The following is a 16,015-nucleotide window of genomic DNA, read 5'->3' as shown; positions in this document are numbered from 1 at the left end:
TCTTTTCGAGTCGCTTTCTTTGATGTACGAGATATCATATACGGTAAACTTTCGCAATCATCATTCATCACCCAGAGGTTCCAGCCAGCTGGGAATTGAAGCGAGTTTCGGTAGATGCAGCGTCTGCTCAAAAACCTAGCGATAATGACTTATGCGGTAGTTGCAGCGAGTCATCCTGCCGCGGCGGAGGCGGCGGAGAACTATCACATATTTGATATAAATAGTCTTTCTCTCGAAAGCGACCGCAGTGCCCATAAGGCGTCGAACGGTCCGAATCCGGGGAAAAAAGTCGACACTTCGATTTTTTACCTGGATGCCAACGGCGTCGTCCTGCCAACGTCGGCAGCAGCCGTCGAGAACAATATCGGATATCTAAAAGCGAGTCCCGATGACGATGAAAGAGGTTCTGTCGACACGCTCATACGAAACTCACGCGAGAACAATAATGGATATGCACCGCCAACAGCGCCATGCCAAGTTTCACCCGTAACTGCGGACAGAATCCTTGATATTATCGAGCGGTCGGCGCGTGCACATGGCGTTGATCCTGGCTTCGCCACCGCCGTTGCCTGGGCGGAAAGCCGCTTCGACCGTGTCCGCAATAGCTCGAAGGGCGCCCGCGGCCCCATGCAGTTGATGCCGGGAACTGCAAGAGAACTCGGCTTGAGCGACGTCTGCGATCCTGTCGCCAATATCGATGGCGGCATCCGTCACCTGCGAGCACTTCTGGACAAATTTCAGAACCCGCTACTCGCGGCCGCCGCCTACAACGCCGGCGCCCAGGCCGTCCGAGATCATGACGGTATTCCGCCTTATGCGGAAACCGTCAGCTACCTGGCCGAGATCCTGAATTTCCAGCTCGGGTTACGTGCTCCGCAAGGTCGCACGGTTCCAGACAAATCCGCACGGCGATCCGTGGACAGCGGTGTCATCGGCGGCACGTCCGTCGGCCGCTTCGTCGGCGGTGTCATGAAGTTCTGACATGAAAGAGGGAGCAGAAAATGAAGCAAGCCATTCGTTTACCCCATATTAGACGCCGCCGAATTCTTGTCATTGGTCTGGTGGCTGCGGCGCAGCTGATTTTGGCCGATTACGCATACGCGCAGGAACTCGGCCAGGCTTTCGCGCCCCTTCAAGCGATCTTCCAGGCGATCGTCGATTTCATCACCGGCCCGTTCGGGCGCCTCTGCGCAATCATCGCCGTGATGTCGATGGGATTTCTGGCCTGGGTAGGCCGACTGAGCTGGTTCCTGGCCGGAGGTATTGCCCTCGGCATCGGCCTTGTTTTCGGAGGTCCTGGAATCGTCGATTCCCTGATTGCGATCGTGGGGTCATGAGCATGATCAGCCAGAACCCGGAAAAACCCGTCCTCACACCATTGGTCATCGGCCTAACGCGTTCACCGACGCTGTGGGGTGTGCCCTACCTCGCCGGCGTGATCATTCTCGGCCTGACGATCATTGCCTGGCTGGCGTCGAATACGATCTGGGCATTTCTAACTGCGCCCGTCACCTATATGACGCTGTTCACCCTTTGCGCCTGGGACAGCCGGATCCTCGATGTCCTGCAGGTTGCAACACGGCTGACACCCCGAACGCCCAACAAGACGTTCTGGGGCGCCAACTCCTACGGGCCGTGACGATGCTGAAGGTGATCCGCGAAGAGCTCGGCTTTGGATCTGTCGGTCATCGCGAACGGCCGATGGCAGGTCATATACCCTATCTCAGGCATGTCGCTGATTCCATCCTTCGGCTTGAGAGCGGCGCCGTGATGGCGGTCCTAAAACTGGATGGGCTCTTCTTCCAGACGGAAGACCAGGCCGAGCTCAACATGCGCTCGGTGGTCCAAAATACCATGATCCGTGCGCTCGGATCGAGCCGGTTCTCCTTGTGGTCGACAGTCATCCGTCGGCAGGTCGATACTGTCATGCACGGAGATTTCGAAGATCCCTTCTGCGAGGTGGTCGACCGGCGCTATATGGCGGCGCTTGGCCACAAGCGGATGTTCACCAATGAGATCTATCTGACGGTCCTGCGATCAGGATTGCGCGGCGCACTGGCCGCCGGTGACCGCGTTCGGCGCTTCCTGAACAAGGCCGCCGGTCGCGCCGCACACGACGAACAGCTGCGAGAGGCAACGACCGAGCTCGAGGAGCTGACCGACAGCCTGGTCCGCGACCTCAGCAAATATGGCGCCCGCACCCTCGGAATAGCCTACCGGGGGCACGAACCTTATTCCGAGCCATGCGAATTCCTGAATATGGTTCTTACCTGCGGGCTAAAGCGCGGCATGCGGCTGCCGCGCATGGAGCTTGCAAACTATGTCGGTACCTCGCGGCTGCATTTTTCCCGGCGGACGCTTCAGGCACAAGGAGCTGTCCCTGAAGACAACCGCTTCGGCGCCATGCTTTCGATCAAGGAGTATCCGCCATTTACAGGGCCGGGCATGCTGGACGGGCTCCTGCAGGTCAATCACGAATTCATCCTCACCCAATCCTTCACGATTGCCGACAAGCCGATCGCGCAGGAACGCATTTCGCGCCTTAAACGCCAGATCGGCGCATCGGATGAAGCCGGCAGCGATGTCGAGAACGATATCGACTTTGCGCTGAACAGCCTTCTCAACCAGGAAGCCATTTTCGGATTCCATCATCTCTCGCTGCTCTGCCTGTCGCGGGATCTCGGGGGCGTGAACAAGGCGGTCTCCGATCTTGGCGCCTGCCTTACCGACATGAACATCAACTGGCTGCGGGAAGATTTGAACCTGGAGGCGTCCTTTTGGGCGCAGTTGCCGGGGAACCATGCCTACATCGCCCGCAAGGCCATGCTGTCGAGCGCCAACTTCTCCGGCCTGTCGTCAATGCACAATTTCGCGTCGGGTCAGAGAGACGCTCTGCATTGGGGTAATCCGATCACCATCCTCGAAACCACCAGCCAGACGCCCTATTGGTTCAACTTCCACCAACGCGACATTGGGCATTTTCTGGTAACTGGCCCGACCGGTTCCGGCAAAACGGTGGCGCTGACCTTCCTGCTTGCCCAGGCATTTCGCGTGCGGCCAAGTCCGAAAGCGGTTTTCTTCGATAAGGATCGTGGAGCCGAAATCTTCATTCGCGCGATGAACGGCGCCTATGAGGTTCTGTCGCCGGGTACGCCGACCGGCTTCAATCCGCTGCAGCTCGAAAACACGGGTGAGAACCGCGAGTTCCTGCTGCGGCTGCTGAAGGCCATGCTGCGCCTGGGCGACGGAACCGCCTTTGACAGGCAGGAGGAAGATATCCTGGAACGCGCCGTCGTCAGGTTGATGCAGGAGCCGACCTTCCAACGCAACCTTTCCAATCTCGCAGGCCTGCTGACCGGTCGAACACGCGCCGGTCCAAACGATCTTCATTCGCGCCTCCGGCCCTGGATCGAAGGCGAGAAGGCCTGGCTCTTCAACGCCTCCCATGACGTGCTTTCTTTCTCCGGGCGCGCGGCCTTCGGCTTCGACATGACCAGCATCCTCGACAATGACGAGGTGCGCAGCCCGGCGCTCATGTACATCTATCATCGTCTGAATGAGCTGTTCGACGGCACGCCGGTCATGATCTTCATGGATGAGGGCTGGCGGCTCTTGAGGGATCCGATATTCAGCGACTTCATCGTCGACAAGATGAAGACGATCCGCAAGCTGAACGGCATCGTCGGCTTCGGGACCCAATCGGCGGCCGACATCGCTCGCTCACCTGCGGCTCACACACTGATCGAGCAGTCGGCGACCAATATCCATTTCCCCAATCCGCGCGCCGACGAGGAAAGCTACATCCACCGGTTCGGCCTGACAGCGAAGGAGTTTAACTTCATCCGCACGACGCCGCCGGAGAAGCGGGCATTCCTGATCAAGCATGGCAATGACAGTGTCATCGCCAAGCTAGATCTCGGCGTGATGCCCGACTTGATCAAGGTCCTGTCGGGCCGAAAAGAGACCATCGAGGAATGCGCGCATCTGCGCGAAATCTATGGCGATGATCCGGCCGCATGGCTTGGAAAATTTTGCGGCTGGGAGAGCAATATATGAGGGTCGCCGTTCTCTCAGCAATGCTCGCGCCGATGATTTCGGCTTCTATCGCATGGGCGGACGTGCCGGTCGTCGACGACACCAATCTCGGCGAACGGAAGGATCGGGATGAGGCGACGACGAGCATCGAAGACACCGATCACGGGCGTTATACGATCCATACCTCTGTCACCTGCTCGATGTACCGTCCCGGACGGCGCAACGATCCGGTCGGCGCGGCCGAAGCCAATCCGGAAATCTCCGGTCTGGTGCGCCGTGTCGCGCGCGAGGAAGGCGTCGACGAAAACCAGTTCCTCGCTCTCGTCTACCAGGAGAGCCGCTTCAACCCCTGCGCCAAATCCGTCGCCGGGGCCACCGGCCTTGCCCAGTTGATGCCTGGCACGGCGGCGCAATTGGGTGTCGACGAAAACAACATCGAACAGAATCTCCGCGGTGGCGCGCGCTATTACAAGCAACAATTGGATCGCTACGGCGGCAACGTATCGTTGGCGCTTGCGGCCTATAATTCAGGCCCCGGCAACGTGAACAGATATGGCGGGATTCCACCGTTCAAGGAGACACAGGGCTACGTGGCCTCGATCACTCGAGATTGGCTGCCCGCCTTCGGCGGATCGGACAAATCGGGCATACCCCTCAACTTTGGCGGCGGTGAGACAGCCTATACCGGCATGCGATCGTCAACGCTGAATGCGATGGGTACGACAGCGTCGACAAGCGACAGTCTCGGCAACGTGGCAAGCTGGTATCAGCAACTCGGGCAGCTGCAGACCGGCACTATCCAGGATAGCTGGGACCACAATTCCACCGCGCGCAATGCTAATCTCGAGATGATGAACAACATCATCAAGCTCGCCACCGCGATGGCCGGTCTCGTCAATTCGCGAAACGCCGTCTCATCTGCTCACCTCTCCGGCTCGTCGCGCACCGCCACCCCCGACAGGGATGATGAAAAGCCGAGCGACGCCACGCACCCATGCGACGCGCGCCAGAATCTTGTTTGGAGCGATGAGGAACAGGCCTGCGTCGAAAGACGGGAAAATGAGAACCAGGTCCAGCTGATGCTGGAGCCTCAATGATGGGAGAATCGAGAGATGAGAACGATCCTTTGGGGCGGCCTCGCGCTGCTTGCATTTCCTGCGTCTGCATTGGCCGACGTGCCGGTCATCGACCGCACCAACTACGAGGTCGCCAAGAAAACGGCGGCGACGACCGGCCAGATCCTCGATACCAACAAGAACATTCTGACCACGGTCGAAGAGACGTTGCAGGCTGTCACCGGGGATCGTGGCAGCATGGCCGGGCCGCTGAAGAGCCTCGCCATCGGCAATGGCTTCAGCGTCGCGACAATCCCTTCCTTCGACAGCATCCTGAAAGACGGCGTGCCGAACTTTGGCAGCATGAGCGCCGATATTACAAAGGCGGCAACCGCGTTCATCAACGGTCTGCGACTGGTGAAGTCACTATCCGGAAAGGAGAACAGCAGTTTCTCCGGCGACAAGTCGTATGAGCAACTGGTGAACACCTTGCTCGGCGTTTCCGCTCTTATTAACGGGTCTCAACAGGCGATCGAGAGCCGTCGCAGCGCCTTCGAGCAGGCGGGCGCCCAAATCGGCACTGCTCAGGACATCAAAGGCTCGATCGACCAGAACACACAGCTTCAGGTGCAATCTGGCCTGACGCTCAACGAGCTGATCGGCGTGATGAACGGTGCCGTCACCTCATTGCAGGCCGAAAACCAGCGCCGCCTCACCGATATCTCCAACACCAAGAAGACGCTTACATACGGGAACTGACGATGCAACGAATCCTCGGTTTGCTCCTGGTTGCGGCGCTGGCCCTTGCGGCGACAGCCTGCGGGACCGTCAAAGAGAAAACAGCGCCCTGCAAGCGGCCGACAAACCTGATGTCCTTCGCCGAGGACCACAGACGCGAATGCGGACCGATGCGAGCCGTCAACGATCCGGCAGCGGCATTCGCCGCGATCGGCGTTCAGGAGGCACAGGAGTAAGATGCAGGATTTCCTCGGCGATCTTCTCGAGCGCATCGAGAACTCCGGCGCGACTTTTTCGGAGCAGGCCTATACGATCGTCGGCAACGAGATATTGCCGCTTTTGCGGTTGATGCTGGTCGTCTACGTCGCCTGGTACGGTCTGCAGCTCGTGATGGGCACGGCGCGCCTAGGGGTTGGCGAGATCGTGCTACGCATCATTCGCATGGTGATGATCCTGCTTCTCGTCAGCTCCTGGGGCAATTTCAATAATTTTGTCTATCATTGGATCAACGACACACCGGAAGATGTCGGCCGGGCGATATTGGCTGCCTCCGGAACCGGCATTACCGAGCCCACCAATGGCATGTCGATGATCTGGCAAACGGCCAATCAGGCGGCCTCAGTCTTCGCCGAGCAGTCGGGCTATTTTTCGATCCTCCCCAGCATGATTGGCCTCCTGATCATGGTCGGCGCCGGTGTGTTCATCGCTGTGGCCCTTGCCATCCTGATCCTTGCCAAGGTGATGCTGTGGGTGCTGATCGGCACCGCACCGATTTTTGTTTCGTGTTTTCTGTTCGATCGAAGCCGCCGCTATGGCATGGGCTGGTTCAATCAGGTCCTGACCTATGCACTGATCCCACTCTTCATCTACGTCGTCGCCGCCTTTCTGATCGCCGCGATGAATCCGGAACTGTCCAAGATCGATGCGGCGAGCGGCTCGAGGACCCTGGCGCTGGCGGATACCGCCGGCTTCCTGCTGCTCTGCATCGCCGGCGGTTTCGTCATGCTCTACATCCAGTCGATCGGCCAAGGGATTGCCGGCGGCATTGCGTCAGGCGTCGGAGGTGCTGCAACCGGCATCTCGCATCGATTTGGAATCCGATACCCGCTGGCCATGGCACGCGGCAGCGAAGCGGCGGGGCGCGGCGCCTATCGGGCCGGTTTCAGTTTAAGGAACCGAATCCGGGGCGGCGGGGAAGACGACGGGTCCGCGGTCAAATCAGCCATGCAAAGCAGAATATCCCAACAGGGCAACCCGACTTGAGCAGTGATTTTCGAGAAGATGAGAGAATATGGCTGACGTCAAAGACCTTGATTTACGAACCTATTATCAGAGCGGAGAGATTTGGGAGCAGGAGATCGTCCGACGAGCGAAACGATCGCGGGCGCTTGCCTGGTTCGTGACGATGATCTTCGGCACGATCACGTTGCTCAGCCTGATCGCCCTTGTCATGCTGGTACCGCTCAAAAGCTTCGAGCCCTATATCGTTGAAGTCGACAAGAACACCGGCTATGTCGAGGTAAAGACGGGACTCACGCGGCCCGTCGCCCTCACCGAACAGCAGGCAATCACCCAGGCGAACATCGTCCGCTACATTCGTGCCCGCGAAGGCTACGATCCTTATGCGATTGAGCAGAATTTCGGGATCGCCGCTCTGCTCTCTACGGGCAATGCAGCCCGCGAGCTACAGGACTTCCACAGCAAGACCAATCCGAAGAACCCGGCAAAAGCCTATGGCCGCAACACACGCGTCATGACCGAGATCGCGTCCGTGACCTTCCCCAACAACAGCACCGGCATTGTGCGCTTCTCCACAACGGAGATTTCGGATACAGATTCGATCGTCCGCCACTGGATCGCCGTGGTGCGCTACCGTTATACCGACACGCCCGCCACCAACGAGTGGCGCTTCGAAAACCCATTGGGGTTCCAGGTCTACGACTACCGGCGCGACCAGGAGACGGTGGTGGGGAGCGGTCAGTGACCCGACATTTCCCCATTTTCCTCATGATCAGCCTTGCCACTATTGCAGGCGCATGGGCTGCCGAAACGCCTTCTCCCGGCCGGCTCGATCCACGCGTCACGAGTATCGTCTACCAGCCGAACAACGTCGTGCGCGTCTTCGCGACCTACGGCATCTCGACCATGATTATCTTCGATGAGGGCGAAAAGTTCGAGACGATCGCCGTTGGAGACAGCGACAGTTGGGACGTGGTGCCGACCGACAAGGGCAACATCCTCTTCGTAAAGCCGAAGGCGAAGAACGCCGCCACCAACATGAACGTGGTGACCACCAAACGCATCTATTATCTCGAGCTCAGCGACTTCGCGCCGGAGGACAACAAAAAGATCTTCGGCATCCGCTTCATCTATCCCGACAAGGATCTGAATGCCTCGTTGCGTAAGGAAGCCGAGGCCCGGACCGCCTATCCGAACATTTCCGGCATCGACAAGGCCAACGTCAACATCGACTATTCCTTCTCGGGCGACGGCAGCCTGAAGCCGCTGGTGGTCTTCGACGACGGCAGGAAGACCTTCTTCAAATTTGAAGCCAGGGCCCCGGCGATTTTCGCGGTCAATGCCGACTTCACCGAGACGCTGCGCAACTTTCGGCGCGAGGGCGACTACATCGTCGTCGATGGCACCGCCACACAGTACACCCTGCGCGACGGCAATCAGTGGACCTGCATTTTCAATCTCCGCAAGCCCGACTTCGGCGCACCGGACCCTGCCATCATGGGGCCGGTCTTCGACAACAAGGCGACGACGCGCAGAAGGAGCGGCAACGAATGAAACGATCGCCAGAACTCGAAGCGATGCTGGAAGCCGACCAGAGCGAGGTGCGCGACCAGCGGGTGAAGCGCAAGCAAGTGCTCGGCGGGGCGGTGATACTGCTCGTTGGCGCTGCCCTTGCCTATGTCCTCGTCTTTGCACCCAAGAAGGCGGGTCAGGATGTCTTTCAGGGCGACGAGGAGTTCTCGACCACGACGTTTCGTCCGCCAACCTTCCTCCGCCAAGAGCCGGAACCTGAGCAGAAATCGGACGACCAGGTCATTCAGCTTCCCGAGCCTCCGCAGGAGAAAAAGGAAGACCCATCCGACACGACCGAATTCGACGTCCCGCCGCCACCGATCGCCATCGAAAAGACCGAGCAGCAGGGCGAACAGCCCGCGGAGGAATTCCCGCAGCGCTATCTCTCGAAACAGATCATCGTCGACTCGGCCAATGCCGATAGTGGTGATTTCGCATTGAACGGCGCAATCACCGAAGGAGCGCCGACCGTCGCGGGTGAGGATCGAAGCAGCAAGTTCCTCGCTACAGCCTCGGCGATCGGCGACCGATCGGCAAAAGCCCGCCAGATCGGCCGGATCGACGCCATGATACCGGAAGGTACGCTTATTCCCGGTCTTCTGGAGACGGCCATCAACAGCGACCTGCCCGGGCAGATCCGTGCGATCACCTCCCAGGACGTCTATTCCTTCGACGGCCGCCGCGTACTCATTCCGACAGGCACGCGTCTGATCGGTGAATACCAGTCGGAAGTCACCCGCGGGCAGAAACGCATCTTCGTCATCTGGACACGGCTACTTCGCGATGACGGCATCTCCGTACGCCTGAACAGCATCGGCACCGACAGTCTCGGCCGCTCAGGGCTGACCGGCACCGTCGATAACAAATGGCGCGAGCGCTTCGGCTCGGCCATCCTGCTTTCGATCGTGGGGGCCGCCTCGTCCTACCTCACAGGTCATGGGAACGGTTCCTACTCGAGCAGCAATGGAAATGACGAATCAGATTCCGATCAAGCTGCCGAGCTCGCCAGAGAGACGATCGCCCAGACCTTCTCCGACATGGCCAACCAGGCACTCGGAGAAAACCTTCGCATTCCGCCGACGATCAGCGTCCACCAGGGCGAGCGCATCTTCGTTTACGTTCGTCAGGACCTCGACTTCTCCGCCATGTACCCGGATCCGGTCGAGGAAGCATTGAAGGAGATCAAGCATGAGCGAGGCCTCGGCACGGGTCACGGCGCCCGGCAATGATCCGCATTACTTTCTGAAGCGAGCGCTCTTGCCTTTGGCGGAGTTTCTCGACGACCCGCAAGTCGTTGAGATTTCCGTCAACCGCCCCGGCGAGGTCTTCGTCGAACGCCTTGGCGCCGACCATATGGCGTTTTATGCCGTGCCTGCGTTAACGGCCGCCGAGATCGAACATATCGGCGAGCGCGTGGCCGCCGTCAGCAATCAGTTCATCAGCCGCATCAATCCTCTGCTCAGCGCCGCGCTGCCCTCCGGCGAGCGTATACAAGTGGTCCTCCCGCCTGCGGCGCCCGATGGCGGCGCCATCTCCATCCGCAAGCAGGTGATCAGCGATCTCACGCTGGCGCAGTATCGGGATAGTGGCGCGCTGGACAAGGTATCAGTGACCGTCGGCGGCTTGAGCGCAACTGAGGAGAAACTTTTAGCCCTGTTGGACACGGATCGGATCCATGACTTCATCGTGACGGCGGTGCGCGAGCGTGTCTCGATCCTGATCAGCGGCGGGACGTCCACCGGCAAAACCACTTTCCTCAATGCCTGCCTCAAGAGCATCGACGAGCACGAACGCATCCTGACACTAGAGGACACGCGCGAGCTCTTCCCGCCCCACCGCAACAGCACGCATCTCTTGGCCTCGCGCGGCGATCAGGGAACCGCGCAGGTGACGATCCAGTCGTTGCTGGAGGCATCGCTTCGCATGCGGCCGGACCGGCTGTTCGTCGGTGAGGTCCGCGGCGTCGAGGCCTTCGCGTTCCTGCGCGCCGTCAACACCGGTCATCCGGGCAGCATGTCGACCGTCCATGCCGACACGCCGATGGGCGCCTATGAACAGCTTGCGATGATGATGATGCAAGCCGGCGTATCGTCCGGTTATTCGAAGCAGGATCTGATGTCGTACATCCGCATGGTCATTCCGATCGTCATCCAGCTGCGCCGCGACGGCGGGCGGCGCGGCGTCTCCGAGATTTTCTTCTCCCGGCGGTCCTCGTGAGCAGATCCTACCAGGCAGTCTATCTGTTCTTCTGCCTTCTGATCGCCGTCGCGGTCTGGATGTTGAGCTATAGCGTGATCCTCCAACTTGTCTGGAAGGATGGCCGCATCCTCAATCTTGTTACGACCACCAATCCACTCGCGCCGTTCCAGCAATTGCTGGCCTATTCGAACAGTCGGCCTCTGCAGCTGGTCGCCGCCGGCGCCCTCGTGCCCTCCATCGTTATTGCGTCAATCGCAGCGATCGTTGGTCTGCGGCGCCCGTCGAGCCCGCTCGGCGACGCAGCCTTCCAAGACATGGCGTCGCTGCGGCGCGGTGGGTGGTTTCGCAAGGATGGCCACGTGTTCGGACGGGTCGGACGCAACATTCTCCGCCGCAAGGACGACCGGCATCATCTGATCATCGGCCCGACGCGCTCCGGTAAGGGCGTTGGCTATGTCATTCCCAATGCGCTCATGTTTCCCGGCTCGATGATCGTCACTGATCTCAAAGGCGAGATTTTCGAACACACCGCTGGCTATAGAAAAGCGAAGGGGCACCAAGTCTTCCTCTTCTCGCCGGGTGCAACCAAAACGCATCGCTGGAATCCACTCGACTTCGTACGCAGTGATCGCGGCAGCCGAACTACCGACATCCAAAACATGGCGAGCATCCTGATCCCGGAAACCATAGGCTCCGAAAACGCCGTCTGGCAGGGTGTTGCACAGCAGGTGATCGCCGGCATCATCAGCTACGTGCTGGAAAGCGCGCACTACAGGAACCGCCGTAACCTCGGTGAGGTCAACAGCATCTTCAATTCCGGCGTCGATCTACAAGTGCTGATGAAGCTCATCAAGGAGAAGGAGCCTTATCTCACGCGCTTCACGACCGAGAGCTTCAACGCCTACATCGCGTTGAATGAGAGAGCAGCCCGTTCGGCGCTCCTCGACATCCAGAAGGCCTTGGCGCCGTTCCGCAACGAACGCGTCGTCGCCGCGACCAGCGTAACGGACATGGACCTTGCCTCGCTGCAGCGCCGGCCGGTCAGCATCTACCTGGCGCCAAACATCACCGACATGACGATCCTGCGACCGTTGCTCACGCTCTTCGTGCAGCAGGTCATGGACCTGCTTACCCGCGAGCATAATCCGACCGGAGTACCCGTTTACTTCCTGCTCGATGAATTCCGGCAGCTGAAGAAGATGGATGAGATCATGAACAAGCTACCTTATGTGGCCGGCTACAACATCAAGATGGCCTTCATCATCCAGGACCTGAAAACCCTCGACGAGATCTATGGGGAAACTGCTCGCCACTCGCTGCTCGGCAATTGCGGCCTTCAGCTCATCCTCGGTGCCAACGATCAGGCAACCGCAGAATACGCCTCTCGTGCGCTCGGAAAGCGCACCATCCGCTATCAGTCGGAATCGCGCACCCTCGAACCTATGGGCCTGTCGCGGCGAACCAAGGTTGAACAGATCCGCGAGCGAGACTTGATGATGCCGCAGGAGGTTCGCCAGATGCCGGAGGACCGGATGATTCTGCTCGTGGAGGGCCAGCACCCGATCTTCGGAGGGAAGCTTCGCTATCATACGACACAGCCATTCAAGACTGCCGCCGACTATGCCCGGCAGCAACGACAGGAACTCCCTGACCTGGAGTTCCAAGCAACGATGCCGGTTCCCGCGCTGTCGCCGGAATACGATCTCCTTGGAAGTTCAGGCAATGAGAGTCAGCCCACAGAGAAAGATCCATCACAGGCCCTTGAGGCTCCTACCTATCCGAAGTGGGTGGCGCGAAGCGTAGAGAAAATGCCGGCAAAAGCGGGCCGACCCAAATCCAACGCGCCGGCCGATGCAGCGCCGGGATCCGCTGTCGATGATCTCTTCACCAGGACCGAAGAGCGCATCCTGCCGACGGCGGCGAAATTGAAATCGGCCATTGCAGCATCGTTGGCCCGGTCACCGGATATGCCTCCAAGACAACGTAAGACCATCCAAGAAATCCTTGCACAAACCGTTCCTGATCCTGCGGAGATCGGGCTGGAGTGAACGAGCGCTCTAAGGACAGGACACCACGCGGAGACGATTTAGCAATCCTTTCACTCAGCAATTTCGCCTGTCTGTATCCTGCAGCAAACTTATACTTTTGCGACTGAGGTTTTCGACAAATCAGAGAGAGAGCGCGGCTTGCAGAACGCTGCGATGGCCGAGCAGACGCCAGCGAACTGCAAAACCGCTCCGCCGGCCTCGGCAAGATACGGCAATCGGCCCTCGAACATGAAGCCATAGGCGAGACCGAACACCGTTTCCGCAACAATGAGCTGGGCGGAAAGAGCAAGGGGCAGGCGACGGGAAGCGACAACCCAACACCAGGTGGCGAACCACGAGCTGGCTAGTCCCATCACCAACGCCCATCCAATGAAGTGGAAGGTTTCAGACGCGGATGCCGTATCCGTCAGCTCGAAAGAGGCCAGCGGCAACAGGAGAAGGCTTCCGATCGCCGCGCCGACACCTTGCAGTCCTGTCCATTGCAACCCATCCGGCGCGTCGCCGGACCGCATAACCGCTGCATTCACAAGACCATAGGCGATCCAGATCGCCAACGCCGCAGAGCTGGCGAGAATGCCGAGCATGATCGAGGCCGTATCTGAAACGTCAGCCGCGCTGATTGTCACGACATTTACGATGGCGACGCCGATTGCGATCAACACCAAGCATGGGACAATCGGGTAGTTTTCTCGTCATGTCGAAGCCAAAAGCGCCTCATAACCTTCAATCCAGAAACTCAACGTTGGACGAGACGGACGCGCGCATTCTTGCCGCGCTCGATTCTGATGCACGATTGTCGATGAGCGAGCTTGCCCGCCTTATCGGCATGTCCGCCCCCAGTATGTCGGAGCGGGTTCGCAGACTGGAAAATGCCGGCGTCATCCGAGGTTTCACACTCGATGTCGATACGCGCGCCATCGGCTACCAGATACGGGCGATGGTGAGGATAAGGCCGTTACTCGGCAAACTGCATTTGGTGGAAAAGCTCATTCAGGAACGGCCGGAGTTTGTCGAATGCGACAAGATCACCGGCGACGATCCTTTTCTTGCCCGGCTGGTCGTCCGTTCGATCGAACGGATGGACGACGTCCTTGAAGCCCTCTCCGAGCACGCCGTTACCAGCACAGCCGTCATCAAGGGCACTTCCGTTAAACGGCGGCTGCCGCCCCTGTAGCAAGAATACGGAATAGCGCAATTGACGGTCGTTCGATTGCAGTTCGGTGCTTTTCAACATCCAATTCCGAGAAGTTCGGTATTGCTCCGAGGGCGCATCATCCTGGCTACAAGGTAGGTCGACATAGGATATAGGCTGGGCCAATTGCCTTTTTGAGAATCTCGGCGTTCACCATCCACCAAATTGCAGAAGTGCAATGCTCCGTCATGCCATTCTATGCCAAATCTCCTCGCGAGCATTTCCGAAGTATGATGCCTTGAAAAGGCAGACATGGTAATATAGGTTATGTCGACAATGATAACCGAAATACCTGGAGCATTCCGATGATCGTCTCTAAGGATCTTCGCATCTACAATGGTAAAGAGTTCGCGGATGCGCTGCAGACTGAGATGGACTCTTCTCCTAGGAGCGAAGCGAAGGCCAGAAAGATTGCCGTCAAGCGCAACCTCCGAACAGGCCCGGCATCCGCTTTCGCATCAAAGCTGCGCAATGCGATGGCCAAGGTTGTGCGATCCAAACCAGGGGCCGGCGTCGACGACACGATGGTCGTGGTGGTTGAGACCCCTAACCAAGCGGTTCGGGACACAATCCGTGACATCGTCGAGCACGTCCCCGGTATTATTGAGGCCCGGCAAAGCAAGTTGACGGACGATGCAATCGACGCCCTGGTATCCGTATATATGCGCACCGCTCCAAACGTTGAGGTCGAGAGACTGCTCTACGACAGCAACGCCAAGGCAAGGGCACGCTTCCTCCAGGAATGGCCGGGCTTCACCAGCAAGGACCTGGCTGATGCTGCAGGACACGGATCGAAGAACAAGAGCATGACTGCTTCGCGCTGGAAGGCGAAGGGTAAGGTATTCCCTATCAAACACGGTGGTGCCGAGTACTTTCCCGCCTTCCAGTTCGAGGACGGACAGCCTCTCGAGACGGTCGGCAAGGTTCTCGCGTTGCTCGGCGAAAGGAAATCCGGCTGGCAGTTAGCCTTCTGGTTCACCTCGCCGAATGGCTGGCTTGATGGCAAGCGACCAGTCGACGTCATCAAGGACACCAAGGCTGTGGCGCAGGCTGCGGCGCACGAGGCGGAAGACATCATCGGATGATCTCCCAGCCACCTTCACCGTTTCCCGCCTCGAACTCACACGGGATCAAGGTGGGAACGAGGTTTCATCGCGTCCATGACCAGCGGTTCGATAGCTGCGCGTTCAATCCGGGAAAGGGACGGCCGAGTCGTTTCGCCCCGCTCTTTCTGAGCGGCAAGCCGATCCCGACGCAATACCTTGCCACCAATTTCGAATGCGCCGCCCACGAGACCATCTTCCACGATGTCCCGATCGACGAGCCGAACAAAACCGTTGGTGCCGACAATATCAAACCGCTTTCACACTCAGTTGTCGAGATCAAACGAGACATCGTGCTGGTGCCATTATTCGCGCCAGACCTTGCCAGGTGGCGCATTACACGGGCGGATCTGATCGACACGACGGCCGCTTCCTATGCCACGACTGCTGCGTGGGCTCTCGCAATCCACCAGAACAGGCCGGATGCGCACGGCTTGATCTGGACATCGAAACGCTGCGACCCACAACAAGCTTTGCTGTTGTTCGGAGATCGAGTCTTCGAATCCGACCTTAGCGCAATCAGCAAGACCTCGATTTATGGGAACATCGACGAAATGCGTCAGATATTAGGTTTCGCTGGTCGCGCCGATATTGCCATCGTGCTGTAAGCTCCACCGCGGCGGTTCCCCGGATGGATCAGCCTGTTGGGTCAGGCCCTGAGTGTGTACAATTCGTGAGATCGCAACCGGGTGATCCCTATGCGCCACAACCCTCTTCAGAAATGGGGTGACCGGTTGGTATAGCGAACGCTGGCGTTCCGGTTCGACCACTCCACCTCCCGCTTCGTCGCAAACGGCGGCACGACGTCGAAGAACACACCGAAGACGATCATCG

At 58.9% G+C, this 16,015-nt stretch carries 17 protein-coding genes; 16 read left to right on the top strand and 1 reads right to left on the bottom strand.

Annotated features, from left to right (window positions below; genetic code table 11):
- Positions 1-114: 114 nt before the first annotated feature.
- Genes RGR602_RS36350 through RGR602_RS23920 form a run of 13 tightly spaced genes read left to right on the top strand, consistent with a single transcriptional unit; the run spans position 115 to position 12,886 of the window.
- A complete protein-coding gene (locus RGR602_RS36350; RefSeq protein ID WP_082046669.1) occupies positions 115-981 on the top strand; it encodes a lytic transglycosylase domain-containing protein in 867 nt (288 codons plus the stop codon).
- Between the two features lie 20 nt (positions 982-1,001).
- Positions 1,002-1,337 carry a TrbC/VirB2 family protein gene (locus RGR602_RS23975; RefSeq protein WP_052451738.1) on the top strand — a complete coding sequence of 112 codons (336 nt, stop codon included), beginning with the start codon at positions 1,002-1,004 and terminating at the stop codon, positions 1,335-1,337.
- A 2-nt stretch (positions 1,338-1,339) separates the two neighbouring features.
- Positions 1,340-1,639 carry a type IV secretion system protein VirB3 gene (locus RGR602_RS23970; protein ID WP_040116422.1) on the top strand — a complete coding sequence of 100 codons (300 nt, stop codon included), beginning with the start codon at positions 1,340-1,342 and terminating at the stop codon, positions 1,637-1,639.
- 2 nt (positions 1,640-1,641) lie between these two features.
- A complete protein-coding gene (locus RGR602_RS23965; RefSeq protein ID WP_040114585.1) occupies positions 1,642-4,056 on the top strand; it encodes a VirB4 family type IV secretion/conjugal transfer ATPase in 2,415 nt (804 codons plus the stop codon).
- Entirely contained in the window at positions 4,053-5,132 is a 1,080-nt protein-coding gene (locus RGR602_RS23960) for a lytic transglycosylase domain-containing protein (RefSeq protein WP_040114584.1), read from the top strand. Before RGR602_RS23965 ends, RGR602_RS23960 begins: the two co-directional genes overlap by 4 nt.
- Before the next feature lie 15 nt (positions 5,133-5,147).
- On the top strand, positions 5,148-5,849 hold the full coding sequence (locus tag RGR602_RS23955; RefSeq protein ID WP_040114583.1) for a type IV secretion system protein: 702 nt from the start codon (positions 5,148-5,150) through the stop codon (positions 5,847-5,849).
- 2 nt (positions 5,850-5,851) lie between these two features.
- Positions 5,852-6,064, top strand: coding sequence for a hypothetical protein (locus RGR602_RS23950; protein ID WP_040114582.1), 213 nt, complete (start codon positions 5,852-5,854; stop codon positions 6,062-6,064).
- A gap of 1 nt (position 6,065) precedes the next feature.
- Positions 6,066-7,091: a type IV secretion system protein gene (locus tag RGR602_RS23945; RefSeq protein WP_040114581.1), complete on the top strand. Its 1,026-nt coding sequence runs from the start codon at positions 6,066-6,068 to the stop codon at positions 7,089-7,091.
- A gap of 28 nt (positions 7,092-7,119) precedes the next feature.
- The gene (locus RGR602_RS23940; protein WP_040114580.1) at positions 7,120-7,812 is read left to right on the top strand and encodes a virB8 family protein; all 693 of its coding nucleotides are present in this window, start codon (positions 7,120-7,122) and stop codon (positions 7,810-7,812) included.
- 23 nt (positions 7,813-7,835) lie between these two features.
- Positions 7,836-8,621, top strand: coding sequence for a TrbG/VirB9 family P-type conjugative transfer protein (locus tag RGR602_RS23935; RefSeq protein WP_040114579.1), 786 nt, complete (start codon positions 7,836-7,838; stop codon positions 8,619-8,621).
- Positions 8,618-9,868, top strand: coding sequence for a type IV secretion system protein VirB10 (gene virB10, locus RGR602_RS23930; protein ID WP_040114578.1), 1,251 nt, complete (start codon positions 8,618-8,620; stop codon positions 9,866-9,868). Before RGR602_RS23935 ends, virB10 begins: the two co-directional genes overlap by 4 nt.
- Positions 9,828-10,856, top strand: a complete 1,029-nt coding sequence (gene virB11 / locus RGR602_RS23925; protein ID WP_040114577.1) for a P-type DNA transfer ATPase VirB11 — start codon at positions 9,828-9,830, stop codon at positions 10,854-10,856. Before virB10 ends, virB11 begins: the two co-directional genes overlap by 41 nt.
- Complete coding sequence (locus RGR602_RS23920) at positions 10,853-12,886, top strand: type IV secretory system conjugative DNA transfer family protein (RefSeq protein WP_040114576.1); 2,034 nt, start codon at positions 10,853-10,855, stop codon at positions 12,884-12,886. The genes virB11 and RGR602_RS23920 overlap by 4 nt, the downstream gene beginning before the upstream one ends.
- Positions 12,887-12,975: 89 nt before the next feature.
- Here RGR602_RS23920 and RGR602_RS23915 read toward each other — a convergent pair whose 3' ends face one another.
- A complete protein-coding gene (locus tag RGR602_RS23915) occupies positions 12,976-13,551 on the bottom strand; it encodes a hypothetical protein (protein ID WP_052451737.1) in 576 nt (191 codons plus the stop codon).
- Positions 13,552-13,580: 29 nt separating this feature from the next.
- Between RGR602_RS23915 and RGR602_RS23910 the strand changes: the two genes are divergently transcribed.
- The 3 genes from RGR602_RS23910 to RGR602_RS23900 all read left to right on the top strand — a co-directional run bounded on the left by RGR602_RS23910 (position 13,581) and on the right by RGR602_RS23900 (position 15,789).
- Complete coding sequence (locus tag RGR602_RS23910) at positions 13,581-14,060, top strand: Lrp/AsnC family transcriptional regulator (RefSeq protein WP_040116420.1); 480 nt, start codon at positions 13,581-13,583, stop codon at positions 14,058-14,060.
- A 323-nt stretch (positions 14,061-14,383) separates the two neighbouring features.
- A complete protein-coding gene (locus RGR602_RS35040) occupies positions 14,384-15,163 on the top strand; it encodes a hypothetical protein (RefSeq protein ID WP_052451736.1) in 780 nt (259 codons plus the stop codon).
- A 50-nt stretch (positions 15,164-15,213) separates the two neighbouring features.
- Positions 15,214-15,789, top strand: coding sequence for an RES family NAD+ phosphorylase (locus RGR602_RS23900; protein ID WP_203226227.1), 576 nt, complete (start codon positions 15,214-15,216; stop codon positions 15,787-15,789).
- The last annotated feature ends 226 nt before the right edge of the window (positions 15,790-16,015 follow it).

The organism is Rhizobium gallicum bv. gallicum R602sp, assembly GCF_000816845.1.
GTDB lineage: Bacteria > Pseudomonadota > Alphaproteobacteria > Rhizobiales > Rhizobiaceae > Rhizobium > Rhizobium gallicum.
Note: the sequence above shows the minus strand (reverse complement) of the source record. Positions and strands in the feature narration are given on the sequence as shown.

What these genes read in the sequence shown, in the direction of transcription:
- RGR602_RS23910 (WP_040116420.1), top strand. Translation starts at nt 13,581, where the DNA reads ATGTCGAAGCCAAAAGCGCCTCATAACCTTCAATCCAGAAACTCAACG.
- RGR602_RS23940 (WP_040114580.1), top strand. Translation starts at nt 7,120, where the DNA reads ATGGCTGACGTCAAAGACCTTGATTTACGAACCTATTATCAGAGCGGA.
- RGR602_RS23960 (WP_040114584.1), top strand. Translation starts at nt 4,053, where the DNA reads ATGAGGGTCGCCGTTCTCTCAGCAATGCTCGCGCCGATGATTTCGGCT.
- RGR602_RS23955 (WP_040114583.1), top strand. Translation starts at nt 5,148, where the DNA reads ATGAGAACGATCCTTTGGGGCGGCCTCGCGCTGCTTGCATTTCCTGCG.
- RGR602_RS23965 (WP_040114585.1), top strand. Translation starts at nt 1,642, where the DNA reads ATGCTGAAGGTGATCCGCGAAGAGCTCGGCTTTGGATCTGTCGGTCAT.
- virB11 (WP_040114577.1), top strand. Translation starts at nt 9,828, where the DNA reads ATGAGCGAGGCCTCGGCACGGGTCACGGCGCCCGGCAATGATCCGCAT.
- RGR602_RS23975 (WP_052451738.1), top strand. Translation starts at nt 1,002, where the DNA reads ATGAAGCAAGCCATTCGTTTACCCCATATTAGACGCCGCCGAATTCTT.
- RGR602_RS35040 (WP_052451736.1), top strand. Translation starts at nt 14,384, where the DNA reads ATGATCGTCTCTAAGGATCTTCGCATCTACAATGGTAAAGAGTTCGCG.
- virB10 (WP_040114578.1), top strand. Translation starts at nt 8,618, where the DNA reads ATGAAACGATCGCCAGAACTCGAAGCGATGCTGGAAGCCGACCAGAGC.
- RGR602_RS36350 (WP_082046669.1), top strand. Translation starts at nt 115, where the DNA reads ATGCAGCGTCTGCTCAAAAACCTAGCGATAATGACTTATGCGGTAGTT.
- RGR602_RS23970 (WP_040116422.1), top strand. Translation starts at nt 1,340, where the DNA reads ATGATCAGCCAGAACCCGGAAAAACCCGTCCTCACACCATTGGTCATC.
- RGR602_RS23945 (WP_040114581.1), top strand. Translation starts at nt 6,066, where the DNA reads ATGCAGGATTTCCTCGGCGATCTTCTCGAGCGCATCGAGAACTCCGGC.
- RGR602_RS23950 (WP_040114582.1), top strand. Translation starts at nt 5,852, where the DNA reads ATGCAACGAATCCTCGGTTTGCTCCTGGTTGCGGCGCTGGCCCTTGCG.
- RGR602_RS23935 (WP_040114579.1), top strand. Translation starts at nt 7,836, where the DNA reads ATGATCAGCCTTGCCACTATTGCAGGCGCATGGGCTGCCGAAACGCCT.